The organism is Arthrobacter sp. NPDC092385 (genome assembly GCF_044755105.1).
In the GTDB taxonomy this organism is placed as follows: Bacteria; Actinomycetota; Actinomycetes; order Actinomycetales; family Micrococcaceae; genus Arthrobacter_D.
Map to the genome: position 1 here is coordinate 1 of NZ_JBIVQL010000012.1, position 22,154 is coordinate 22,154.

General features: G+C 71.3%; 19 protein-coding genes. 9 read left to right on the forward strand and 10 right to left on the reverse strand.

What is annotated here, in order from left to right; translation table 11 throughout:
• Positions 1-181: 181 nt before the first annotated feature.
• Positions 182-1,327, reverse strand: a complete 1,146-nt coding sequence (locus tag ACIQCY_RS14420; RefSeq protein ID WP_400484590.1) for a fatty acid desaturase family protein — start codon at positions 1,325-1,327, stop codon at positions 182-184.
• A gap of 21 nt (positions 1,328-1,348) precedes the next feature.
• Entirely contained in the window at positions 1,349-2,461 is a 1,113-nt protein-coding gene (locus ACIQCY_RS14425; RefSeq protein WP_400484591.1) for a ferredoxin reductase, read from the reverse strand.
• Positions 2,462-2,559: 98 nt separating this feature from the next.
• On the opposite strand from ACIQCY_RS14425, the gene ACIQCY_RS14430 reads away from it, so the two are divergent.
• The gene (locus tag ACIQCY_RS14430) at positions 2,560-3,759 is read left to right on the forward strand and encodes a PucR family transcriptional regulator (RefSeq protein WP_400484592.1); all 1,200 of its coding nucleotides are present in this window, start codon (positions 2,560-2,562) and stop codon (positions 3,757-3,759) included.
• Positions 3,760-3,765: 6 nt separating this feature from the next.
• Here the strand turns inward: ACIQCY_RS14430 and ACIQCY_RS14435 are convergent, their stop codons facing one another.
• A complete protein-coding gene (locus ACIQCY_RS14435; protein WP_400484593.1) occupies positions 3,766-4,629 on the reverse strand; it encodes a DNA-3-methyladenine glycosylase family protein in 864 nt (287 codons plus the stop codon).
• A complete protein-coding gene (locus ACIQCY_RS14440; RefSeq protein ID WP_400484673.1) occupies positions 4,626-5,420 on the reverse strand; it encodes an SDR family NAD(P)-dependent oxidoreductase in 795 nt (264 codons plus the stop codon). Before ACIQCY_RS14440 ends, ACIQCY_RS14435 begins: the two co-directional genes overlap by 4 nt.
• 293 nt (positions 5,421-5,713) lie before the next feature.
• On the opposite strand from ACIQCY_RS14440, the gene ACIQCY_RS14445 reads away from it, so the two are divergent.
• The 4 genes from ACIQCY_RS14445 (at position 5,714) to ACIQCY_RS14460 (ending at position 8,642) form a co-directional block, all read left to right on the forward strand.
• Positions 5,714-6,019, forward strand: a complete 306-nt coding sequence (locus tag ACIQCY_RS14445; RefSeq protein ID WP_400484594.1) for a DUF4193 domain-containing protein — start codon at positions 5,714-5,716, stop codon at positions 6,017-6,019.
• A gap of 113 nt (positions 6,020-6,132) precedes the next feature.
• Entirely contained in the window at positions 6,133-6,774 is a 642-nt protein-coding gene (locus ACIQCY_RS14450) for an alpha/beta hydrolase (RefSeq protein WP_400484595.1), read from the forward strand.
• A 31-nt stretch (positions 6,775-6,805) separates the two neighbouring features.
• Complete coding sequence (locus ACIQCY_RS14455) at positions 6,806-7,732, forward strand: AEC family transporter (RefSeq protein WP_400484596.1); 927 nt, start codon at positions 6,806-6,808, stop codon at positions 7,730-7,732.
• A gap of 100 nt (positions 7,733-7,832) precedes the next feature.
• Positions 7,833-8,642, forward strand: coding sequence for a YsnF/AvaK domain-containing protein (locus ACIQCY_RS14460; RefSeq protein WP_400484597.1), 810 nt, complete (start codon positions 7,833-7,835; stop codon positions 8,640-8,642).
• Positions 8,643-8,645: 3 nt separating this feature from the next.
• On the opposite strand, the gene ACIQCY_RS14465 is transcribed toward ACIQCY_RS14460, so the two are convergent.
• Entirely contained in the window at positions 8,646-9,044 is a 399-nt protein-coding gene (locus tag ACIQCY_RS14465; RefSeq protein WP_400484598.1) for a VOC family protein, read from the reverse strand.
• A 230-nt stretch (positions 9,045-9,274) separates the two neighbouring features.
• Between ACIQCY_RS14465 and ACIQCY_RS14470 the strand changes: the two genes are divergently transcribed.
• The 4 genes from ACIQCY_RS14470 to ACIQCY_RS14485 are packed head-to-tail and all read left to right on the forward strand — an operon-like array spanning position 9,275 to position 13,249.
• Complete coding sequence (locus ACIQCY_RS14470; protein WP_400484599.1) at positions 9,275-10,300, forward strand: iron-siderophore ABC transporter substrate-binding protein; 1,026 nt, start codon at positions 9,275-9,277, stop codon at positions 10,298-10,300.
• Positions 10,300-11,343, forward strand: a complete 1,044-nt coding sequence (locus ACIQCY_RS14475) for a FecCD family ABC transporter permease (protein ID WP_400484600.1) — start codon at positions 10,300-10,302, stop codon at positions 11,341-11,343. The genes ACIQCY_RS14470 and ACIQCY_RS14475 overlap by 1 nt, the downstream gene beginning before the upstream one ends.
• On the forward strand, positions 11,340-12,398 hold the full coding sequence (locus tag ACIQCY_RS14480) for a FecCD family ABC transporter permease (protein ID WP_400484601.1): 1,059 nt from the start codon (positions 11,340-11,342) through the stop codon (positions 12,396-12,398). Before ACIQCY_RS14475 ends, ACIQCY_RS14480 begins: the two co-directional genes overlap by 4 nt.
• Entirely contained in the window at positions 12,395-13,249 is an 855-nt protein-coding gene (locus tag ACIQCY_RS14485; RefSeq protein WP_400484602.1) for an ABC transporter ATP-binding protein, read from the forward strand. Before ACIQCY_RS14480 ends, ACIQCY_RS14485 begins: the two co-directional genes overlap by 4 nt.
• Positions 13,250-13,409: 160 nt before the next feature.
• Here the strand turns inward: ACIQCY_RS14485 and atzF are convergent, their stop codons facing one another.
• From atzF to ACIQCY_RS14510, 5 genes are read right to left on the reverse strand one after another with little or no spacing between them, the layout of a single operon-like run.
• Positions 13,410-15,296: an allophanate hydrolase gene (atzF, locus tag ACIQCY_RS14490; RefSeq protein WP_400484603.1), complete on the reverse strand. Its 1,887-nt coding sequence runs from the start codon at positions 15,294-15,296 to the stop codon at positions 13,410-13,412.
• Complete coding sequence (gene uca, locus ACIQCY_RS14495) at positions 15,293-19,030, reverse strand: urea carboxylase (protein ID WP_400484604.1); 3,738 nt, start codon at positions 19,028-19,030, stop codon at positions 15,293-15,295. Before uca ends, atzF begins: the two co-directional genes overlap by 4 nt.
• Entirely contained in the window at positions 19,027-19,692 is a 666-nt protein-coding gene (locus tag ACIQCY_RS14500) for an urea amidolyase associated protein UAAP2 (RefSeq protein ID WP_400484605.1), read from the reverse strand. Before ACIQCY_RS14500 ends, uca begins: the two co-directional genes overlap by 4 nt.
• The gene (locus ACIQCY_RS14505; protein ID WP_400484606.1) at positions 19,689-20,564 is read right to left on the reverse strand and encodes an urea amidolyase associated protein UAAP1; all 876 of its coding nucleotides are present in this window, start codon (positions 20,562-20,564) and stop codon (positions 19,689-19,691) included. Before ACIQCY_RS14505 ends, ACIQCY_RS14500 begins: the two co-directional genes overlap by 4 nt.
• Positions 20,565-20,598: 34 nt before the next feature.
• The gene (locus tag ACIQCY_RS14510) at positions 20,599-22,095 is read right to left on the reverse strand and encodes an amino acid permease (RefSeq protein ID WP_400484607.1); all 1,497 of its coding nucleotides are present in this window, start codon (positions 22,093-22,095) and stop codon (positions 20,599-20,601) included.
• Positions 22,096-22,154: the final 59 nt, after the last annotated feature.

A 22,154-nucleotide genomic window follows, 5' to 3' on the forward strand; every position in this document is an offset into this window, starting at 1 on the left:
CGCTGCTCCACCGACAACGAACTACGTGCATGCATAAAAATGCTCCCCGGGAGTCGAAACTGAATTTCTCAGTCCAACTTCCGGGGAGCAGTTCACTTTCGGCGGTCCTTCCTGCACTCTCGGCGGTCCGGGTGGGCGACGGCGGCCCGGCCAGGACCGGGACGACGGCGCCGCGCGTGGCTTACGCGGTGGCAGCCTTCGGCTTGCGGTTGGGCAGGGCGAGCTTGAAGATCTTCGCCCAGGTGGAGCCGACCTGCTTGGGCAGCGGACCGGTGGTGTAGGGCAGGTTGTAGCGGGCGCAGATGTCGCGGACCTTCACCGCCACCTCGGCGTACCGGTTGGACGGCAGGTCGGGGAAGCAGTGGTGCTCGATCTGGTGGGACAGGTTGCCGGTCATGAGGTGCATGAACTTCGAGCCGGAGATGTTGGCCGAGCCGATCATCTGGCGGACGTACCAGTCGCCGCGCGTCTCGCCCTCGACCTCCTCCTCCGTGAAGGTGTCGGTTCCTTCGGGGAAGTGACCGCAGAAGATGACGGCGTGCGCCCAGAAGTTGCGGATGGCGTTGGCGGCGAGCGTCCCGTAGAGGGCCTGCTTCCCCGAACCCGTCAGCATCGCCACGGCGGGGGTGGCGGCGTAGTCCTTGGAGAACTGCTTGAAGACCTTGACCCCCACGGCCTTCAGGTCGCGGTTCATGGCCTCCTTCGACTTCAGGCCTTCCTTGTACTCGGGGATCTCGAGGTCGTACAGTGCGATGCCCCACTCGAAGACCGGCGCCAGGATGGCGTTGTACAGCGGGTTGCCGAGGTTGAAGGGGCGCCACGGCTGGTCGGGATCCATGCGGAGCAGGTTGTATCCGACGTCCCGGTCCTTCCCGATGACGTTGGTCCAGCGGTGGTGCAGGTCATTGTGGGTGTGCTGCCAGGAGCGCGCCGGGGTGACGAAGTCCCACTCCCAGGTGGTCGAGTGGATGTCGGGATCCCGCATCCAGTCCCACTGGCCGTGGAGCACATTGTGCCCGATCTCCATGTTCTCGAGGATCTTCGCGACGCTCAGCATCGCCGTGCCGGCGAACCAGGCGGGCTTGTACTTGCTGAACAGGAGGGTGCCGCGCCCTGCGAACTCGAGGCTCCGCTGGACCTTGATGACGCGGCGGATGTAGGCGGCATCCGTTGCCCCGCGCTTGGCGAGGATCTCGTCCCGTACGGCGTCGAGCTCGCGGCCGAGTTCCTCGACCTGCTCGTCCGTCAGGTGCTTTGCGGCGTCCGGGCGGACCAGGGGGTGGCCCGAGGCCGCAAGGGCGCCCGGGCGTGTCAGCGTGGTGGTCATGGGGGCTCCTCTGGTGGGGGATTAAAGGTCGAGGTTCACGGGCCCGGCGGCTGCCGAGACGCAGGTCTGGATGAGCTGGCCGGGAGCGTTGTGCAGCTCGCCGGTGCGGAGGTCGCGGACCTGCCCGGCGCGCAGCGGGATCAGGCAGCTGTGGCAGATGCCCATGCGGCAGCCGCTCGGCATGAGGATGCCGGCGTCCTCGCCGATATCGAGCAGGGGGGTGTCGCCGTCGGCCTGCACCTCGCGGTCGGACTGCTCGAAGGTGACGAGGCCGCCGTCGTGCCCGGCGCCGGCCGTGAGGTCCGTGCTGAACCGTTCGATGGTCAGCGTGCCCGTGGGTGAGGCCTGCGCTTCGGCACCCGCCGCGACGCTCGGGACGGTGCCTGCGGTCTCCAGGGCCGCCTCGCGCTCCCACAGCTCCTCGGCGGCGTTGAGGAAGCCCTCCGGGCCGCACGCGTAGGCCGCCCGGGAGCGCCAGTCCGGGCACAGCTCGGCGATGGTCTTCGCGGTGAACTCCAGCCGGCCGCGGGCGCTCGTGAACCAGTGGCGGACCGTGAGGTTGGGGAACTGGTCCGCGAGTTCGTCCAGCTCTTCCCGGAACAGGCTCTTCTCCGGGGTGCTGTTCGAGTTGATGAGCACCACGTCCGCATCCGGCCGGCGGGGCACCAGGGTGCGGATCATGGACATGACCGGGGTGATGCCGCTGCCCGCGGTGAGCATGAGCAGGGACCTCGGGTGCTCGGGGAGTACGAAATCACCCTGGGGAGGCGCGAGGAACAGGACGTCACCGGGCTTGGTGTCCCGCACCAGGACGTGCGAAACGGAGCCGGCGTCCTTCACCGTGATGGCCGGATCATGTCCGGCGGCGTTGCTCAGGGAGTACGAGCGCCAGTGCCGTACGCCGTCGAGTTCCACACCGATGCGCGCCCACTGGCCGGCCTGGTGTGCATGCCAGCCGTTGCCGGGACGGAAGTGGATGGTGGCCGAGTCCTCGGTCTCGTGCACCACCCGGGTGACGACGCCGCGGAGCTGCCGTGAGGAATACACCGGATTGAACAGCGCGAGGAAGTCTTCCGGCGCGAGCGGTGTGATGAGCGCGGATGCTGCACGCGCCAGCTTGGTGAACCGGATCATTGAATTAACGATATAGCCTCTCCCGCTAGAAATCTTCGCTCCAGGCATACAGTTGACGGAGGAGAATTATTGCAGCGAAATAGATAAGGGGTGCTCGGATGAGTTCTGACGAAGTATCGGTCGCTCCCCCGGAACCGCCGTGGCTGGCCCTTCCGCCGGAGGTGAGCGACCGCCTGAGGCCCCTCACCGCCGATCTCGTCGAGGCGATCATCCAGGCCGTCCCCCAACTGGTCCCGGCTTATGCCCGTCCGATCGAGGGCGGCTTCGGCCGCGGACTGCGCCTCGGCGTGGCCGTCGCCCTGGATCGGTTCCTCGAGTTGCCGGGCACGAGGCTGCCCGCCCTGTCCGACCAGAGCCGCCAGCTCGTGGCGGGCCTCGGCCGCGGCGAGTTCCAGCAGGGACGCAGTATGGATTCGTTGCTCGGCGCCTACCGGATGGGTGCGCGCGTGACCTTCCGGGAGATGTCGCGGCGTTCCATGGAGGAGGGCCTCGGCCCTGCCGTGGTGGTGGACCTCGGCGAATCGATCATGGCGTACATCGACGAGCTCTCCGCCGTGAGTGCCCAGGCCTATGCCTTCGAGCAGTCGGAACGCGCGGGTGCCGTCGACCGGCGGCGCGCCGAACTGCTGGAACTGCTGCTGCTCGGCCAGGCGGACGAGACCGCGCTGCGCCAGGCGGCCTCGCTCGCCGACTGGACCGTGCCCGCGCAGCTCGCCGTCGTGACCCTTCCGCTGGAGCGGGCCCGGGGGCTCCGGCAGCGGCTCGCGCCCGGGGCGATCATCATCGAACGCGAGACCGACGCCGTCGCCCTGGTGCCCGAGCGCGGACCGGCGTCGCGTGCCGAGCTGCACCGGGTCCTTGCCGGCAGGAGCGCGGCGATCGGTCCCGCAGGCAGTCTCGAGCAGGTGGCGGAGTCGTTGCGCCTGGCGGTCCTGGCGGCATCCATGCTGCCGCAGCGCGAGGGCGACGACGATCCCCCGGTCTGGGCGGACGAGCACCTGGCGGAGGTGGTCCTGGCCGCCGAGCCCTCGGCCGTCGGCGAACTGGCGCGGCGGCGGCTCACACCGCTGGCAGGGCTGCCCGACGGCCAGCGGGAGAAGCTCGAGGAGACCCTACTGGCCTGGCTGCGCCACTGGGGCCAGCGGGCGCCCATCGCCGAGGAGCTCGGCATCCATCCGCAGACCGTCGGCTACCGCGTGCTGCAGTTGCGCGAGCTGTTCGGTGACGACCTGAAGGATCCGAAGGTGCGCTTCGAGCTGGAGATCGCGCTGCGCAGCGGCCGGAGGACCGCCGTCTGAGTACGTCTAGGCTCCGCGATAGGTCGCCGAGGTCCAGAGGTGGAACAGGGCGTACGCGCGGTACGGGCGCCACGCCTCGGAACGGAGCCCGGCGTCCCTGATTCTCGGGTTGCCCATCGCCCGGCGCGCCACGAGGTCGCCGGGTGCGAAGGCGTCAGGGTCCCGCAGGACCCGCACGGCGAGATGGTCCGCGGACCACGGGCCGATGCCGGGGATGGCGAGCAGTTCCTTCCGGAGCGCCGCATGGTCCCCGTCGGCGTCGAGGGACAGTCCCCCGGCGACGGCGCGCGCCACGTTCTGCACCGTGGCGGCGCGGGTGCGGGTCACGCCGACAGCGGCGCGCAGCTCCTCGCGGGGAGCGTCGGCGATCGCTTCCGGCGTGGGGAACACGGTGAGCCCGGAGGATGACGGCGTGCCGTAGGCCGCGGCGAGCCTGCCGCCGAACGACCCGCCCGCGGCGACGGACACCTGCTGCCCGAGGACCGTCATGACCGCGGCCTCGAACGCGTCCGGATAGCCGACCGCGCGCAGTCCGGGGCGCCGGCGCACCAGCGGACCGAGGAGCGGGTCCTGGCCGAACGCGCGGGCGACGGCGCCGGTGTCCGTATCGAGGTCCAGCCACGCGCGGGTGGTCCGGACGAGGTGCGCGAAGTCGCCGTCGTCGTCCGTGTCCGCGGTGAGCCCGACGCCGTCGGGCCGGACGGTGACCGTGATGCGGCAGGGTCCGCGCGGCGTCGCCAGCAGGCGCGTGTGCGAGCGCCCTTCGCGGTCCGTGAGCTCGCAGCCGGGAATGGCGTGGTTGGCGAGGATCGCGGTCATCGGTCCGGCATCGAGCGCGCCGTTCGGCGGAAGGACCGCGGTGCTGGTCACGGGAGGATGGAGTCCACGTACCCGCCGTCCACCCGTACGGCCGCACCCGTGGTCGCCGAGGCGAGCGGCGAGGCGAGGTAGGTGACCATGTTCGCGATCTCCTGGGGCTCGATCAGGCGTTCGAGCAGCGACTGGGGGCGATGGTCCTTCATGAACCGGCGCTGCGCCTCCTCCCACTCGAGGTCCTTGTCCACGAGTTGGTACACGAAGTCCTCGACGCCGCCGGTGTGGGTGGGGCCGGCGATGATCGAGTTCACGGTGACGCCCGTCCCGCTCGCCTCCTTCGCGAAACCGCGGGACACGGCGAGCAGTGCCGTCTTCGAGACGCCGTAGTGGATCATCTCGGCGGGAACGGCGACGGCGGAATCGCTGGCGATGTACTGGATGCGCCCCCACCCGGCACCGATCATGCCGGGCAGGTAGGAGCGCGTGAGCCGGATCGCGGTGAGGACGTTGACCTCGAAGTAGCGGCGCCACTCGGCGTCGTCGATCTCGAGGGCCGGCTGCGCGCCGAAGATCCCGAGGTTGTTGATGAGGACGTCCACGGCGGGCAGGACGGCGAGGGCCTTCGCCACGCCGTCGTCCGTGGTGACATCGGCGGGGACGGCGAGGAGCTCGGCGTCGGGTACGTCCGTGCGGATCGCCTCCATGGCACGGGTGACACTGCGGCTGCTGCGGCCGTTGACTCCCACGCGGGCGCCCGCGGCGGCCAGGGTGGCCGCGATCGCCAGCCCGATGCCCTGGGTGGATCCCGTGACGAGTGCCGTCTTGCCGCTGAGGTCGATCGCCAATGCCATGGAAGCTCCTGGAACGGTGGGGAGAGGGTCTGCGTCCCACCCTACGACGGCGGTAGTGCGACGGCGGGCCTCGCCGGGGGAGCCGACCGCGTCCTGCGGACCGCCCGCCTAGCATGCCTGGCGTATTCCGTCACAAAGAGCTGCGGATCGGCGTGCCGGGGACGGATTGAGAAAAATACCAGCCGCACCGGGTATATTGCAGCCGGTATATGGAATACTTCCGCCTCCGCCGAGGTTGAGAGTGGCATCTGGGCGTCATTCCCGCCCACAGAAGGAGATCTACCGCAATGGCAACCGACTACGACGAGCCACGCGTTCGCCCGGAAGACCAGCCGGCCAACGAGTCCCTCGAGGCAATCCAGGCACAGCGCAGCGCGACCACGCAGACTGCGTTGATCGATGTCGAGGACGGCGAAACCGCTGAAGGCATCGACCTCCCCGGGGCCGATCTTTCGCACGAGGAACTCCTGATCCAGGTCATCCCGCAGCAGGAGGACGAGTTCACCTGCATGTCCTGTTTCCTGGTGCACCACCGCAGCCAGCTCGCGCGCGAGAAGAACGGCGAGAAGTTCTGCGCCGAGTGCGAGGGCTGACAGTCCCTCCGGACGTACGCGGAGCCCCCGGCCTTCCGGCCGGGGGCTCCCTGCCTTAACCGGTTCGGCCGGCCCGGCCCCACGGCTCGCCGCCGCCACAGTACGGTGGGGGCATGGAATCCTCGCACGTCATCGTCCTGCCCGGGGGCGGCTACACCATGCTGTCCGACAACGAGGCCGAGGTGATCGCCGAGCGCCTGCGCTCGTTCGGCCACTCCGCGAGCGTGTTCGACTACCCTGTGCACACCCGGCACCCCGGACCGCTCGCCGCCGTCCGCGCCGAGATCCGCCGTGTCCGTGCCGCCGGCGTCGAACGGCTGGCGCTCCTCGGCTTCTCGGCGGGCGGGCACCTCGCGGGACACGCGGCGCTGGCACCGCTCGGCGAGCCGGACGAGCGCGTGGACGCCGCCGTCCTCTGCTATCCCGTGGTGTCGATGGAACTCGCAACCCACCGGGGCTCGCAGGACGAACTGCTCGGTCCCGACGCCGGTGGGAGGATCCGCGCCGCCACCTCGCTGGACCGCCTCGTCACACCGGACGCACCGCCGTTCTTCATCTGGCACACGGCTGCGGACGAGGCCGTTCCCGTGGAGCACGCCTACCTGCTCGGGCAGTCGCTCGCGGCACACGCCGTCCCGCACGCCCTGCACGTCTTCGAGGAGGGCGAGCACGGCCTCGGGCTGGCGGAGGGAAGCGGCGCGGCGGAGCAGTGGAGCCGCCTGGCGAGCGAGTGGCTCCGGGCCCGCGGCTGGTGATCGCGAAGGTCCCGTCCGCCGGTACGCTCCGGTGATCGTCCAGACCCTCGTGGCACTGGGCCCGGTGATCGGCCTGATAGCCCTCGGCTACGCCATCCGTGCCCGCGGCTTCCTGGCCCCGGCGTTCTGGCGGCCTGCCGAGCGCCTCTGCTATTTCATCCTCCTGCCGGCGCTGTTCATCCACGGCACGGCGACGGCGGACCTCGCGGGACTGCCGATCGGCCTGATGGCGCCGGTCCTCGCCGGGCCGGTCGTCCTGGCGGCCCTCGGTCTCGTGGCCGCCCAGCGCCGGCTCGACCTCGACGGTCCCGCCTTCACCTCCGTCCTGCAGGGCAGCATCCGGTTCAACAACTACCTCGGCCTCTCGATCGCCCTCGCCCTGTTCGGGCCCGACGGCGTGGCGCTCGCTGCGATCGCGAACACCGTCCTCGTGCCGCTCGTGAACGTCATCTGCACGCTCGCCTTCGCGCGCTACGGCTCGGAGAAGCTGACCCTGGGCGGCACGCTCCGGAGCATCGCCACGAATCCGCTGATCCTGGGATGCGTGATCGGCATCCTGCTCAACGTGACGGGCGTCGGGTTGCCGCCGGGGATCTCCGACCTGGTGCGGACCCTGGGCAGCGCTTCGCTGCCGCTCGGGCTCCTGTGCGTGGGTGCGGCGCTGGAGTTGCGGAGCATGGGCCGGAACGTCGGCGCCGTGGCCCTCGCCACCGTGGTCAAGTTCTCGGTGCTGCCCGGCCTCGGGATCGCGGGGTGCCTGCTGCTGGGGCTCACCGGCGAGCCGGCCGCGATGGTGATCCTCTTCCTGTCCCTGCCGACGGCGTCCTCCGCGTACGTCATGGCCCGGGCACTCGGTGGGGACTCGCGCCTCATGGCCTCCACGATCACGCTGCAGACGGTGGCCGGAGTGCTCTACCTGCCGTTCGTGTTCCTCGTGATCCGGGCGCTCACCGGCTGAGCGGAACCCCCAGGACCCACCTCTGGTAGTAAGCATGCTTGCTATCGCTTCCGGTGGGACCTACGGTGAAGGGGAAGCCAACCTCTTCGAAAGGGCCATCATGATCACGCTTGAACAGATGAAGGACTCCATGAACGCCGGCGCCAATGTGCTGAGCGAGGACGGCGCCGTGCTCGGCCCCATGGGCCAGCTCTATGTCGACGACGCCACCGGCGAGCCCAGCTGGGTCACCGTGGCCACCCACACCATGGGGAGCCCCGAGTCCTTCGCGCCGCTGCGCGGGGCCGTTCTCGACGGCCGCGACGTCCGCCTGCCCTACACGCACGGCAAGGTCTACGAATCCCCGAAGATGTCGCAGGACGGGCACCTCAGTCCGGAGGAGGAGCAGCACCTCCTGCGCTATTACGGCCTGATGCCCTCCAAGGACGAGGAGCTCGCAGCCCAGGAGCAGGCCTCCGTCGCCGCGCCGCGTACGCAGTCCTCCCGCCCGGAGGGCGACTACTCCATGACGCGCTCCGAGGAGCAGCTCCGCGTGGGCACCGAGATCCGGGAGACGGAGCGCGTACGCCTCGTCAAGCGCGTCGTCACCGAGGACGTCACCATGACGGTGCAGATCCGCCGCGAGGAACTCGTGGTGGAGCGCGTGCCGATCAAGGACGGCACGCCGTTCTACGACGACGGCCAGGGCACCTTCACGGAGGCCGAGCGCGAGCGCCTCTACTCGGCCGTCGAGACCGCGTTCAACGGGGACACGGTCGAGGTGGTCCTGTACGAGGAGAAGCCGCGCGTCGAGGTGGATGTCGTCCCGATCGAGCGCGTCCGGATGCGCCGCGAGGCCCACACGCATGACGAGACCGTCAGCGGCCAGGTGCGCAAGGAGGTCATCGAGACGGAGCGCATCGAGCTGTAGCGCTCAGTACTCCCGGGAGGACAGCACGCAGAACTCGTTGCCGTCGGGGTCGGCGAGGACCTCCCACGAGACAGCCGGCCCCTGTCCGACATCGATGCGCTGCGCGCCGAGGGCGATCAGCCGCTCGATCTCGGCGTCGCGGTCCTGGCTGGTATGGGGCGCGAAGTCGAGATGCAGCCGGTTCTTCCCCTGCTTCCCGTGTTCCACGGGCACGAAGACGAGGCCCGGCGGCACCTGCTCGAACCTGAGCGAAGGGCCGAGTTCGCGGGCCCACGGCGGTACGAGCACGGCTTCGTCCTCGGTGTCGAACATCACCTCCCACCCGAGGGCCTGGGCCCACCAGCGCGCCAGGGTGCGGTGGTCGGTGGACTCGATGACGGTGGAGTACCAGCGCAGTGTCATGCCCTGATTGTGCTCCGGTCGGGGCCGGTGGGCGCGGTTTCCCGGACAGGGGGCGTCCGCATCGGGAAGGAGCGACGGGGCGGCCCGGCGGGTGCAGAGGGTGCAGCGATGAATAACGTCACGAGAGCGTGCGCTAATTGCTGCTAAGGTCATCCTTACCTGACGCACCGAGGTTCGATGAGACCGGTTGTGGTCCGGTAACCGCCTGATCGCCTCCCCGGAAGGAACCCATGCTCCGCGCCCCCAGACTCCTCGCCCTCGCCGCCGCGGCGTCCATGACCGTCGCACTCGGCGCCTGCGCCGCTCCGGCCCAGGGGCAGGACCCCGCCGCGTCCGGCGCCGGTTCCGGGCCGATCACGATCGAGCACGCCTTCGGGACCACCACCATCCCGGAGAAGCCGGAGCGCGTCGCGACCGTCGCCTGGGCCAACCAGGAAGTACCGCTGGCCCTCGGCGTCGTGCCGGTGGGCATGGCAGCGGCCACGTTCGGGGACGACGACGGCGACGGGATCCTCCCCTGGGTCTCGGAGAAGCTCGAGGAGCTCGGCGGCGAGACGCCCGTCCTCTTCGACGAGACCGACGGCATCGACTTCGAGGCCGTCGCCGACACCGACCCCGATGTGATCCTCGCCGCCTACTCCGGGCTGACGCAGGAGGACTACGACACGCTCAGCGAGATCGCACCCGTCGTCGCGTTCCCCGAGACCGCGTGGGGCACCCCCTGGCGCGAGATGATCGAGCTCAACAGCGCCGGGATGGGCATGGCAGAGGAAGGCGAGGAACTCATCGCCGACCTCGACGGGCAGATCAGCGATGCCACGGCGAAGTTCCCCGCGATCGCCGGCAAGAAGACCATGTTCATGACGCACGTGGACCCGACCGACCTCAGCGAGGTCAGCTACTACACCACCCACGACACACGCGCCATGTTCTTCGAGGACCTGGGGCTCGCGACGCCCGAGAGCGTCGCCACGGCCTCGGCCGGGACCGATCTCTTCTCCGGCACCCTCAGTACCGAACAGGCCGATGTCCTCGACGACGTCGACATCATCGTCACCTACGGGGACGACGAGCTCGTCTCCACCCTCGAGGCCGACCCGCTCCTCTCGCAGATCCCCGCCGTCGCCAAGAAGGCCATCGTGAACCTGCCCGGCACCACGCCGGTCGGCACCGCCGCGAACCCCACGCCGCTGTCCATCTCCTGGGTGCTCGAGGACTACCTCACGCTCATCTCGGAAGCCGCGAACAAGTCGTAGTGGCCGCTCCCGCTCCACAGACCGCCGCAGGTCCCGCTCCCGAGCGGGGCCTTCGGCGGTTGCGGCTGGTGTGGGTCCTCCTCCTGCTGGGAGCCCTGGGCGGCATCATATTCGCGTCGGTGATCATCGGGTCCCGCGACGTCGGCATGGCCGACGTCCTGGCGGCGCTCGGGGGATCGACCGACGGCTTCAACGAGGCGGCGGTGGCCAAGCGCATCCCGCGCACCCTGCTGGCCGTGCTCGCAGGGGCGGCACTGGGCCTCTCCGGAGCGGTCATGCAGGGCGTCACGCGCAATCCCCTCGCCGACCCCGGCATCCTCGGCGTCAACACGGGAGCGTCCCTCGCGGTCGTGGTGGGCATCGCGACGATCGGCCTCAGTTCGGCGACGGGCTACATCTGGATCGCCATCGCCGGGGCCTCGGTCACCGCGGTGTTCGTCTACGTGGTCGGTTCCCTCGGCCGGGGAGGAGCGACGCCGCTCAAGCTGGCACTGGCCGGCGCGGCCACCTCCGCGGCACTCACCTCGCTGATCAGCGCCGTCGTCCTGCCGCGCGGGGACATCTCCGGCAGCGTGCGGTCCTGGCTCATCGGCGGCGTGGGCGGCGGGACGTTCTCGGGCATCGGCCAGGTCCTCCCCTTCCTCGCCGTCGGCCTCGCCGTGAGCCTCCTCTCCGCGCGGTCCCTGAACTCCCTCGCCCTCGGTGACGAACTCGCCGCCGGCCTGGGGGAGCGCGTGGCCATCGCGCGCGGCACCGCGGCGTTCGGGGCCGTCCTCCTGTGCGGGGCGGTGACCGCGGTGACGGGGCCCATCGGCTTCGTCGGGCTCGTCGTACCCCACGCGTGCCGCCTGCTCATCGGCGTCGATCATCGCTGGCTCCTGCCGATGTCCGCCGTCCTGGGCGCGATCCTGCTCACGTCCACGGACGTGCTCGGGCGGATCGTGGCACGCCCCGAGGAGATCGACGTCGGGATCATCACCGCGCTCGTCGGAGCGCCGTTCTTCATCTACATCGTGCGCCGACAGAAGGTCCGGGAGCTATGACGACACTGCAGGCACAGCGGCGGGTCGGGATCTCCGCCCACGAGATCGCAGGAGGACGACGACGGCGTACCCTGCGGCGGCGCGTCGTCGTCGGCGTCCTCGCGGGCCTGATCGTCGTCGCCTTCGCGGTCTCCCTCTCGGTCGGCCGGACCTACTATCCGCCGCGGGACGTCCTCGGCGTGATGCTGGGCCAGGACATCGACGGCGCCGGCTTCACCGTCGGCCGCCTGCGGCTGCCCCGGGCGACGCTCGCGGTGATCGCCGGGCTCTGCTTCGGGATCGGCGGCGTGACCTTCCAGACCATGCTCCGCAACCCGCTGGCGAGCCCGGACATCATCGGGATCAGTGCCGGCGCGAGCGCTGCCGCCGCCTTCGCCATCATCACGCTCGGCCTCGGGGCAACCCAGGTGTCGATCTTCGCGATCGTCGCCGGGCTCGGGATCGCCCTGCTGGTGTACGGGCTGTCCTTCAAGGACGGCGTGGTGGGGACACGGCTGATCCTGATCGGCATCGGCATCGCGGCCATGCTCGACAGCCTCACGGCCTACGTGCTCAGCCGGGCCGCCCAGTGGGACCTGCAGGAGGCATCCCGGTGGCTCACGGGAAGCCTGAACGGGGCGCGGTGGTCGGAGGTGCTGCCCGTGGCGATCGCCCTCGCCGTCCTCGCGCCCGTCCTCCTCACGCAGTCCCGGAACCTCGCCACCTCGCAGCTCGGCGATGACACCGCCGCTGCCCTCGGCGTCAGGGTGGAGCGGACGCGGATCATCGTGATCATCGCCGCCGTCGGGCTGATCGCCTTCGCGACGGCGGCCGCGGGTCCCATCGCGTTCGTCGCCTTCCTCTCCGGACCGATCGCGGCCCGGATCGTCGGGCCCGGCGCTTCCCTGCTCATCCCCTCCGCGCTGGTGGGGAGCCTGCTCGTGGTGACCGCGGACTTCCTCGGCCAGTACGCCTTCGACGTCCGGTACCCGGTGGGCGTCATCACCGGTGTCCTCGGGGCGCCCTACCTCGTCTATCTGATCGTGCGGACCAACCGCTCGGGAGGCTCACTATGACCGCAGCACACACGCTCGACGTCCAGGGTTTGAGCGTCGGCTACGGCGCACGGACCGTCATCGAGCACCTCGACCTCCGCGTACCGATGGGCGGCATCTCGGTGATCGTCGGCGCCAACGCGTGCGGCAAGTCCACGCTGCTGCGATCGATGTCCAGGCTCCTGGCGCCCCGCAGCGGGCAGGTGGTGCTCGACGGGCGTGCGGTGCACCGGACGCCGGCGAAGGAGCTCGCCCGGACGCTGGGGCTCCTACCGCAGTCACCCTCGGCGCCCGAGGGCATCACGGTCGCGGACCTCGTGGGGCGGGGGCGGCACCCGCACCAGGGACTGTTCTCCCGCTGGACGCCCGCCGACGACCAGGCCGTCGCCGATGCGCTCACGGCCACGGACACGGCGGCGCTCGCCGACCGGCCGGTGGACGAGCTCTCCGGCGGGCAGAGGCAGCGCGTCTGGATCGCCATGGCCCTGGCCCAGCAGACCGATGTGCTCCTCCTCGACGAGCCGACGACGTTCCTCGACGTCAGCCACCAGCTCGAGGTCCTCGACCTCCTGACGGACCTCAACCGTTCGCGCGGCACCACGATCGTGATCGTGCTGCACGACCTCAACCTAGCCGCCCGGTACGCCGACCACCTGATCGCGCTCACGGAGGGCCGGGTCCATGCCCTCGGCACCCCTGCCGAGGTGCTCACCGAGGACACCATCCGCGCCGTGTTCGGCCTGGAGAGCAGAGTGGTCGTCGATCCGACGTCGAACAAGCCCCTCATGCTCCCCCTCGGGCGCCACCACACGATGGCGGAGGAACGGGCGGACAGCGTCGCCGCGGCGCCCGTGCTCCGGCCCTCCGCCTAGGGTGTCGTGCGAACCGACCTCGGGCAGGCGGCATCACCCGGGAGGAGCCATGCATAGTGCTCATCCCCCTCGGCGCTGTTCATCGCCGGCCGCGCCTGCAACCGATCCGTGAACCTCCGCCACCAGCCGGTCCCGGTCACCTCCGGACGAGCCGCCATGGCTACGGGCGCCCGGTGTCCGCGTAGGTACCCCGCGAGAGAGCCGTCACCAGGAAGTCGCGGACGGCGCCGTGGGACCGCGGTTTCGTGTCGTCCGTCCCCGGATTGTCCGGCCCTGGATCGTTCGGACCGGTTTCGTCCCGCCCGGGCGAGGCCCCGGCCGTCGCGGCGAGCCAGTCGCCGTAGTGCGTGATGTCCCTGCCCGCAGCGGCGGCGACGGCGTCACACGCGAAGCCGACGGCGGCCGTGCCGTCCTCGAGGAGGACGGAGCCGAGCAGCATGGGCTCGGGCAGCGCAGCGAGGAAACGCCCGAGCGCCGCTTCGGAGAGGATCCACCGCTCGGCGACGAGTTCCGCGCCGTCGTCCGAGCGGTACACGCCCGGTTTCGGCGGCTGCGTGTCCAGCGCCACCATCCGGTAGCGGGCCGCCGTCCGCACCGGACCGTCCCACCCCGCGCCCAGGTGCTCGAGTTCGCCGGCGAGGACCTGGCCGCGGCGGTGCGCCCCGACGACGACGAGCGGGACTCCGGAGGCGCCGGCAGCGAGGGGCCACGGCCGCCCGGCATCGGCCGGGCCGGCGGCTCCCGCAGCGAAGAGGGCGGGAGGGGCAGGAGTGGTTTCGATGCGGCGGGCGATGTCCGCCACGACGGCGTCGTCGAAGGTGCGCCCGACGACGGTCACGCCGAACTGGGCTCCCTCGACCTCACCCGCCGGCACGGCGACCGCGCACATGTCGAAGAGGTTGCAGAAGTTCGTGTACGTCCCCATGCGCGAGTTGACGCCGACCGGGTCCGCGGCGACCTCCGCGAGGAGGGGATGCAGGGGAGCGGTGGGTACCAGCAGGGCGTCGAAACCCTCGAGCTGCGCGAGTGCCTCCCGCTCGAGGCCGGCCAGCCGGGCGGTGTCCGCCACGTACTGGTGGGCGGACAGCGAGCCGGCGCGGCCGATGATCCCGGCGACGGTGGGATCGAGGCCGGCGGGGTTGCCGTCCGCCACGGCACCGTCGACGAAGGCACCCACGGCGGCATAGCGCTCCGCCACGAGGGCGCCGTCGTAGAGCAGGCGCGCGGCCTGCAGGAATCCGTCGATCGCCAGGGGCTCGACGTCGACGCCGGACGCCTCGAGCCGGGCGACCTGCCGGCCGAACTCCGCGGCCCACGCGGGGGAGAGCCCGGGCAGGTCGGCGGGGTAGGCGACGCGCGGACGGGCCGGGGCCGCCAGGCGCACGTCGGACGGCCACGCCCGCGAGCCTCCCGCCATCACGCCCATCGCGCGTTCCGCCAGGGAGAGGTCCCGGGCCAGGATGGTCACCGCGTCCCAGGAACGGCAGGCGGGCACCACGCCGTCGGTGGAGACGACGTGCAGCGTGGGCTTGATGCCCACGATCCCCTGCAGCCCCGCCGGGACGCGCCCCGAACCGGCGGTGTCGGTGCCGATGGCGATGTCCGCGAGGCCCAGGGCCACGGCGACGGCCGACCCGGAACTGGAACCGCCCGAGATGTACTCGGGGCGGCGGGCATCACGCACGGCCCCGTGGGGGCTGCGCGTCCCCACGAGTCCGGTGGCGAACTGGTCCAGGTTGGTGGCACCCAGGACGACGGCGCCCGCCGCCCGCAGGCGGCGCACCGCTTCGGCGTCCTGCCCGGGATCGTAGGAGAAGCCCGGGCAGGCCGCCGTGGTGGGGATGCCCGCCACGTCCACGTTGTTCTTCACGGCGAGGAGGAGGCCCGCGAGGGGAAGCTCCTCGCCCCCGCCGGCCCGCGCGTCGATGTCGGCGGCGTCGGCGAGGAGGTCCTCGGCCGTGCGGAGGGTCACCCAGATCTCGGGGCGGTCGACGGCGTCGATCGCCGCGAGTGCGGCGCGCACGCGCTCGGTTGCCAGGGCGTTCATGCAGCCACCTCTTCTGTTGCTCGTGATTCGGGATCCTGCCCCGGTGCGGGCTCCGTCCCGGGCTCCGTCTCGGGGGAAGCCCCGAGGACCACCAGCGCCTCGCCGGCCACGACCTGCGACCCCGCGAGGGGGAGTACCTGCAGCACCAGGCCGTCGCAGGGAGCGCTGAGGACGGTCTCCATCTTCATGGCCTCGAGGGAGACGAGGGGCTGTCCCTTCACCACCGCGTCACCCGCGGCCACGTCCACCTTCCACACGCTGGCCGCGAAGGGCGAGGAGACCAGTGTGGCGCCGTCGGGCACCACCAGGTCCTCGGAGTCGGGGACGACGGCGGCGGCGGCATCGGCGCGGTCGAACTCGCCGGCGTCGGCCCAGGCCTGGCGTTCGACGGCGAAGGCGGCGGACTGCCGGCCGCGGAACTCGGCGATGGATGCGCTGTTCCCGTCGAGGAAGCGTTCGTGCTCGGCGAGCGAGAACGTGCCCTCCTCGATCTCGACGCCGCGTCCGCGGCCCGCCGCCATGTCGGCGCGCAGGTCCAGCAGTTCCTCCGGGCTGACCGGGTACCAGGAGATGCGGTCGAAGAACCGCAGGAGCCACGGGGATCCCGGCTCGAAGGGCGCGGAGTCGGCGTAGCGCGACCAGACCTGCGTGGTGCGCCCCACGAACTGGTAACCGCCGGGGCCTTCCATCCCGTAGATGCACATGTAGGCGCCGCCGATGCCCACGGCGTTCTCCGGCGTCCACGTCCGGGCCGGGTTGTACTTGGTGGTGACGAGGCGGTGCCGCGGATCGAGGGGCGTGGCGACGGGTGCTCCGAGGTACACGTCGCCCAGGCCGAGGACCAGGTATTCGGCGTCGAACACGGTGTCGAAGACGTCGTTCACGGAGTCCAGCCCGTTGATGCGCCGGATGAACTCGATGTTCCAGGGGCACCAGGGGGCGTCGTCGCGCACTCCGGCCATGTACCGCTCGATCGCCTCGCGCGTCGCCGGGTCGTCCCAGGACAGGGGCAGGCGCACCGAGCGGCTGGGGACCACGAGCTCCGAGCTGGCCGGCAGGGCGCTCTCGACGTCCTGCACCACCTGCAGCAGGCGGCGCGTGGACAGGACGGAGGGGTCCACCTTGATCTGCAGGCTGCGGATTCCGGGCGTCAGGTCGACGACGCCGGGAAGCCGCAGCTGCTCGATGGCCTGGTGCAGGGCGTGCACGCGCGCCCGGAGGCCGAGGTCGAGGACCATGTCGCCGTACTCGACGAGGAGGTTGTCGTCGCCCGAGCGACGGTAGGTCACGGTGGGCCTGCCCGGTTCCTCCGCGACGCGTGCCAGCACGCCGTCGTCGCCGTCCCCGCCGCGGAGCAGCTGCCGGTGCAGGGACGCGCTGCCGCCGGGCAGCAGTTCCGGGGCGTCCGGCAGGATGAGCTGCCGCCCGGGGCCGAGGTCCCGCAGCGAGGGTGCCTGGACGGCCCGGACCGGGACGAAGCGCACGGTATCGCCCGGGCGGAGCTGCCCGAGCTTCCAGCGATCCGCCGTCACGACCGTCACCGGGCAGACGAACCCGCCGAGGCTGGGCCCGTCCGGTCCGAGGAGGATGGGCGTGTCACCCGTGAAGTCCAGGGCTCCCACCGAGTAGGCGGTGTCGTGGATGTTGGAGGGGTGCAGGCCCGCCTCGCCGCCGTCGTTGCGCGCCCAGCGGGGCTTGGGCCCGATGAGCCGGACCCCGGTGCGCGCGGAGTTGAAGTGCACCTCGTAGTCGGTGGCGAGGAGGTCCTCGATGTCCTCCCGCTGGAAGAACTCGGGTGCGCCGTGCGGGCCTTCGACGACGGTGAGTTCCCAGCGTGAGGTGAGCGCGGGCCGGGCGTCGAGCGCCACCGGGCCGGCGGCGCCCGCGGGCGACGCGGCGCGTACGGTCCTCAGGACGTCGCCCGTGCGCAGGACGCGCCCGGCGTGCCCGCCGAACTGGCCGAGCGTGAACGTGGACGCGCTGCCGAGGTACAGCGGGATGTCGAGGCCGCCGGCGAACAGGATGTAGCCGCGCAGGCCCGCACCCTCCGCGGTCCCGGCGTCGAGCGTTCCGCCGGCGGGAACCGTGACCGGCTCCCACGCGGCGACGTCGGCGCCGTCCACCGTCACGCGGACGTCCGCGCCGGTCACGCACACCGTGGTCTCGTGCGAGAAGGTCAGGCTGGGTCCGGTCATCGTGAACTCCAGGCCCGGGGCGCCTTCGGGGTTGCCGAGGGCCTGGTTGCCGAGCCGGAAGGAGAGGTCGTCCATCGGGCCGCTCGGCGGGACGCCGACCTGCCACAGATTGGTGCGGCCCGGCCAGTCCTGCACGCTGGTCTGGAGTCCGGGCCGCCCGACCGTGATGCGCGGTTCCGGGTCCCCCACGGTGTCGAGCGTGCTGGTCGAGTGCCCTGCCGCGCGGACGACGTCGAGGGTGCTGACGGTGCGCAGCATGCCGAGGTTGGTCTCGATGCCGTCGATCCGCGTGCCGGTCAGGGCGTCGGCGAGGCGGTCGAAGGCCTCGTCGCGGCTGCTGCCGGAGGTGATGATCTTCGCGAGGAGGGGATCGTAGTTGGTGGAGACCTCGCTGCCGGTCTCGGCCCAGGTGTCCACCCGGACGTGCTCCGCCTCGGGGTAGGCGGCGTTGGTGATCGTGCCGGCGCTGGGCTGGAAGCCGCGCGCCGGGTCTTCCGCGTAGACCCGGGCCTCGACGGCGTGGCCGGAGACGGGGACGCTGTCGGGGACACCGGCGAGGACCGCCGCGGCGTCGGGCCCGCCCTGCGCGAGGCGGAGCATCCACTCGACGAGGTCGACGCCGGTGATCGACTCCGTGACGGGGTGCTCGACCTGCAGGCGTGCGTTGACCTCGAGGAACGAGGCCTCCTGGCGCACGGAGTCGTAGACGAATTCCACGGTCCCGGCGGAGCGGTAGCCGAGCGACGCGCACAGGGCCCGCGAGCTGCGGTGCAGTTCCTCGCGGAGGGCGTCCGGGAGGTCCGGCGCGGGTGCTTCCTCGAGGACCTTCTGGTGCCGGCGCTGCAGCGAGCAGTCGCGGTCGCCGAGGCTGACCACGCGGCCCTCGCCGTCGCCGAACACCTGGACCTCCACGTGGCGGGCGTTCTCCACGTAGCGCTCGGCGAAGACGCCGGCGGTGCCGAAGCTGGCTCCGGCGAGGCGGGCCACCCGGGGGAAGCTCTCGGCGAGTTCCTCCTCGGAGCGGCACACCGTCATGCCGATGCCGCCTCCGCCGCCGGTCGCCTTGAGCATGAGCGGGTAGCCGATGGCCGCCCCGGCCGCGAGGGCTTCCTCGACGCCGTCGAGCAGGCCGGATCCCGCGATCATGGGGACGCCGGCGGCGGATGCGGCGTCGCGGGCGGTGTGCTTGGTGCCGAAGGTGCGGAGCTGCTCGGGCGTGGGGCCGACGAACACCAGGCCTGCCGCCTCGACGGCCTCCGCGAAGTCGGCGTCCTCGGACAGGAAGCCGTAGCCGGGGTGGATGGCGCCGGCGCCGGTGGAGGCCGCGGCGGCCAGCAGGGCCCCGACGCGGAGGTAGGACTCCTTGGCCGGCGCCGGGCCGAGGAGCACGGCTTCGTCGGCGAGCCGGACGTGGCGGGCGCCGCGGTCAGCCTCGGAGAAGACGGCGACCGTGCGCAGCCCGAGCTTCCTGGCCGATTCGATGATGCGGCAGGCGATCTCCCCGCGGTTGGCCACGAGCAGGGTGTCGAAGCGGTTCATGCGGCATTCTCCGGGCGTGTGACGATCATGCGGACGGGCGTGGGGTTGAAGCCGTTGCAGGGGTTGTTGACCTGCGGGCAGTTCGAGACGAGCACGAGGGTGTCCACCTCGGCCCGGAGCGCCACGCGCTTGCCCGGGGCGGAGAGGCCGTCGACGATCCCGAGGGCGCCGTCCGGATCGACCGGGACGTTCATGAACCAGTTGATGTTGGAGACGAGATCCCGCTTGCCGAGCCCCCAGCGGGAGCCCTCGATCAGGAAGTTCTCCACGCAGGCGTGCTGTTCGCGCGTGTGCTGGCCGTACCGGAGGGTGTTCGACTCCTGGGAGCAGGCACCGCCGATGGTGTCGTGCACGCCCACCTCGTCCGCGACGACCGTCATGAGGCCGAGGCCCGTGTCCGCCCGGAGCACGGAGCCGGTGGTGAGGACGATGGAGCGCTGCTGGGCGATGGTGACCGGCGCCGAGTACCGGACGGTGGTGTCCCCGGCGGCGTAGAGCAGGCAGTCGACCGCCTGGTTGCCGTCGAGGTCCACGATGGTGAGGACGTCACCGGCCGCGACGACGGCGGACCAGGGCCCGCGCGCCTCGACGTACTCGTCGAGGACGACGGCGCCGGGCGCGAGGGCGATGCTGCCTGCCTGCTGCGGGAGGGTGGTGGTCATCGGGTGCTCCTTGCGGCGAGATCGTGCTCGGTGTTGTCCAGTGCCTGCAGGTGTTCGGGTGCCAGCGGCCCGATCAGGCTCCCCTCGGCGAGGGCGGCGAGCTCCTCGGGGGCCCGCCACGCGGCGATGCCGACGGCGCTGCCCGCGAACTCGGTACGCGGGTCCAGCGGGTGGGCGGTATTGGCCAGTACGACGACGGTGTCCACCTGCAGCAGCAGGTCCACGTGGGCGCCGGGGCCGGCGCTGCCGGTGAAACGGGTGCCGCCGTCGGGGTCCACACGGATGCCCTTGAAGAGCGTGAGGGACGGCGCGACGTCCCTCGGCCCGAGGCCGTTCTTCAGCGCTCCGAGGGTCAGCAGTTCGCGGGCGGCGGGCGAGGTGCTGTGCGCCGTCCCTGCTCCGTAGCGTGCCGTGTTCCCGGCCAGCGTGGTGGCGCCCGTCAGGGCGTCGTGGCTGCCCGAGGTGTCCTCGACGATCGTGGCCAGGATGCGCCCGGCGTCGGACAGGAGGGGGTGCCCGGTTCCGGGGTAGGCCTGCCACGGGACCTTGACGGTGTCGGCGGCGTTGAAGCGCTCGTGCGGCGCACCGGCCCGGTAGAGGAGGGTGTGCGCGCACGCATCACCCGTGTCCGTGAGGCGGAGCCGCGTGCCGCGGGCCAGCTGCAGGGTGGTGTAGCGGCCGAAGGCCAGGGTCTCCGACCAGACCAGGCGGTCGGCGGCGCCGTCGGGCAGGGTGTCCGTGAGGGCGGAGGGCGCGGTGGACACGGGGATGTGGCGCATGGTGTCCGCCGTCCGGCTGTGCTGGTTCCGGGCGTGGGCTCGGGCTCCGGCCGTGGTGGCCGTGCCCGCCGGGGTGTCGGTGGTCTGTGTCATGTCGGTCCTGTCGGTGGTGCGTGCGGGGGACGTGTCAGGAGGCCTTGGCGGCGATGCTCCGGCGGATCCAGAGGCCTCCGAGCAGCACCACGGCGACCATCAGGGGAGCGGAGTAGAGGAGGATCCCGTTCTCGCCGGCGGGGTCGTACACCTCGGGCCGGGGCCAGGCGAGGTTGACCACCATGACGGCGCCGTACAGGACGGCGAGCACGTTCACGGGCAGCCCCCAGCGGCCCAGGGAGAAGAGGCCGGACGGCATGGTCTGCCCCACGCGGTCCCAGTCGCCGCGCAGCCGGTTGATCAGCTGCGGGACGGTGACGAGCAGGTACGCGATGTACACCATGACGATGCACACGCTGGTCAGCGTGGTGAAGAGCGCTGCGTTGCCCACGTTGATCGCCAGGACGCCGACGGCGAGCGCTCCGATGGCGATGGACGGCCACATCGGGGTGCCGCGGCGGGGGTGGACGGTGGAGAGCAGGGCGGAGGCTGGGAGCTTGCCGTCCCGGGCCATCGAGAAGACCAGGCGCGAGCCGGCGGTCTGGATGGCGAGGGTGCAGACGAAGATCGCGATGGCGACGTCGACCAGCAGCACCTTGCCCCAGAACGTGCCGAGGACCGCAGTCAGGACGTAGGGGAGGCCTTCGGTGGCGAGCCGACCGTCGTCGAGGCTCGGTGCCGCCATGAGGGCGGTGATGATCATGAGCGCCCCGCCGATCCCGGAGATCACCAGCGCGGAGATGATGGTGCGCGGGGCCGTGCGACGCGGGTCCCGGGTCTCCTCGGAGAGTTCGCCGGCGGAGTTGAAGCCCACTATGACGTAGGCGGCCATGAGGCCGGAGACGAGGAACGCGCCCACGGCGCCGAGGTCCGAACCCTGCAGTGCGGTGGTGTCCATCACGACGTCGGGCCCGCGCTGTGCCGCCGTGATGAGGGCGAGGACGACGGCGATGACGCCGACGATCTCGCAGGTCACACCCACGGAGTTCACGTGCGCCATGAGCCGGACGCCCATCGCGTTGATGACGGTGGTGGCCACCAGGAGGACGGCCCCGAGGACGACGGCATTGGCGGCGCCGGTGACGGTGTTGAGGGCGGGGTCGCCGCCGACGAGCTGGAATCCGCTCCACAGCTGCGGCAGTACCACCTGGAGGGCGATGGCTGCGGCGGCTGCAGTGACCACCTGGGCCACGGCCATGAACCAGCCGGCGAACCAGCCCACGGTCTCGCCGCCCACGCGTCGCGCCCACTGGTACACGGCACCCGAGAGCGGATAGCGGGCGGCGAGCTCCGCGAAGTTCAGTGCGACGAGCAGCTGGCCCACGAGGACGATCGGCCAGGTCCAGAAGAACGCGGGTCCGGCGAACGAGTAGCCGAAGGCGAAGAGCTGGAAGATCGTGGTGAGGATGGAGACGAAGGAGAAGCCCGCCGCGAAGGACGCGTAGCGGCCCAGCTTGCGGTGCAGGGAGGGCTCGTAGCCGAGGGCTGTGAGGTCGGCGTCGTCCGTGGGTGTCGCGGTGGGAACTGTCATCGGAAGTCTCCGTGGTTCGAACGGGTCGGATGCCGGGGCGTGCGGCGGGGTGCACGGTA

Bases quoted from the DNA above. Each gene is read 5' to 3' on its own strand.
- ACIQCY_RS14480 (WP_400484601.1), top strand. From the start codon at position 11,340: ATGACGACACTGCAGGCACAGCGGCGGGTCGGGATCTCCGCCCACGAG.
- atzF (WP_400484603.1), bottom strand. From the start codon at position 15,296: ATGAACGCCCTGGCAACCGAGCGCGTGCGCGCCGCACTCGCGGCGATC.
- ACIQCY_RS14430 (WP_400484592.1), top strand. From the start codon at position 2,560: ATGAGTTCTGACGAAGTATCGGTCGCTCCCCCGGAACCGCCGTGGCTG.
- ACIQCY_RS14470 (WP_400484599.1), top strand. From the start codon at position 9,275: ATGCTCCGCGCCCCCAGACTCCTCGCCCTCGCCGCCGCGGCGTCCATG.
- ACIQCY_RS14460 (WP_400484597.1), top strand. From the start codon at position 7,833: ATGATCACGCTTGAACAGATGAAGGACTCCATGAACGCCGGCGCCAAT.
- ACIQCY_RS14465 (WP_400484598.1), bottom strand. From the start codon at position 9,044: ATGACACTGCGCTGGTACTCCACCGTCATCGAGTCCACCGACCACCGC.
- ACIQCY_RS14510 (WP_400484607.1), bottom strand. From the start codon at position 22,095: ATGACAGTTCCCACCGCGACACCCACGGACGACGCCGACCTCACAGCC.
- ACIQCY_RS14420 (WP_400484590.1), bottom strand. From the start codon at position 1,327: ATGACCACCACGCTGACACGCCCGGGCGCCCTTGCGGCCTCGGGCCAC.
- ACIQCY_RS14450 (WP_400484595.1), top strand. From the start codon at position 6,133: ATGGAATCCTCGCACGTCATCGTCCTGCCCGGGGGCGGCTACACCATG.
- ACIQCY_RS14445 (WP_400484594.1), top strand. From the start codon at position 5,714: ATGGCAACCGACTACGACGAGCCACGCGTTCGCCCGGAAGACCAGCCG.
- ACIQCY_RS14425 (WP_400484591.1), bottom strand. From the start codon at position 2,461: ATGATCCGGTTCACCAAGCTGGCGCGTGCAGCATCCGCGCTCATCACA.
- uca (WP_400484604.1), bottom strand. From the start codon at position 19,030: ATGAACCGCTTCGACACCCTGCTCGTGGCCAACCGCGGGGAGATCGCC.
- ACIQCY_RS14485 (WP_400484602.1), top strand. From the start codon at position 12,395: ATGACCGCAGCACACACGCTCGACGTCCAGGGTTTGAGCGTCGGCTAC.
- ACIQCY_RS14505 (WP_400484606.1), bottom strand. From the start codon at position 20,564: ATGACACAGACCACCGACACCCCGGCGGGCACGGCCACCACGGCCGGA.
- ACIQCY_RS14500 (WP_400484605.1), bottom strand. From the start codon at position 19,692: ATGACCACCACCCTCCCGCAGCAGGCAGGCAGCATCGCCCTCGCGCCC.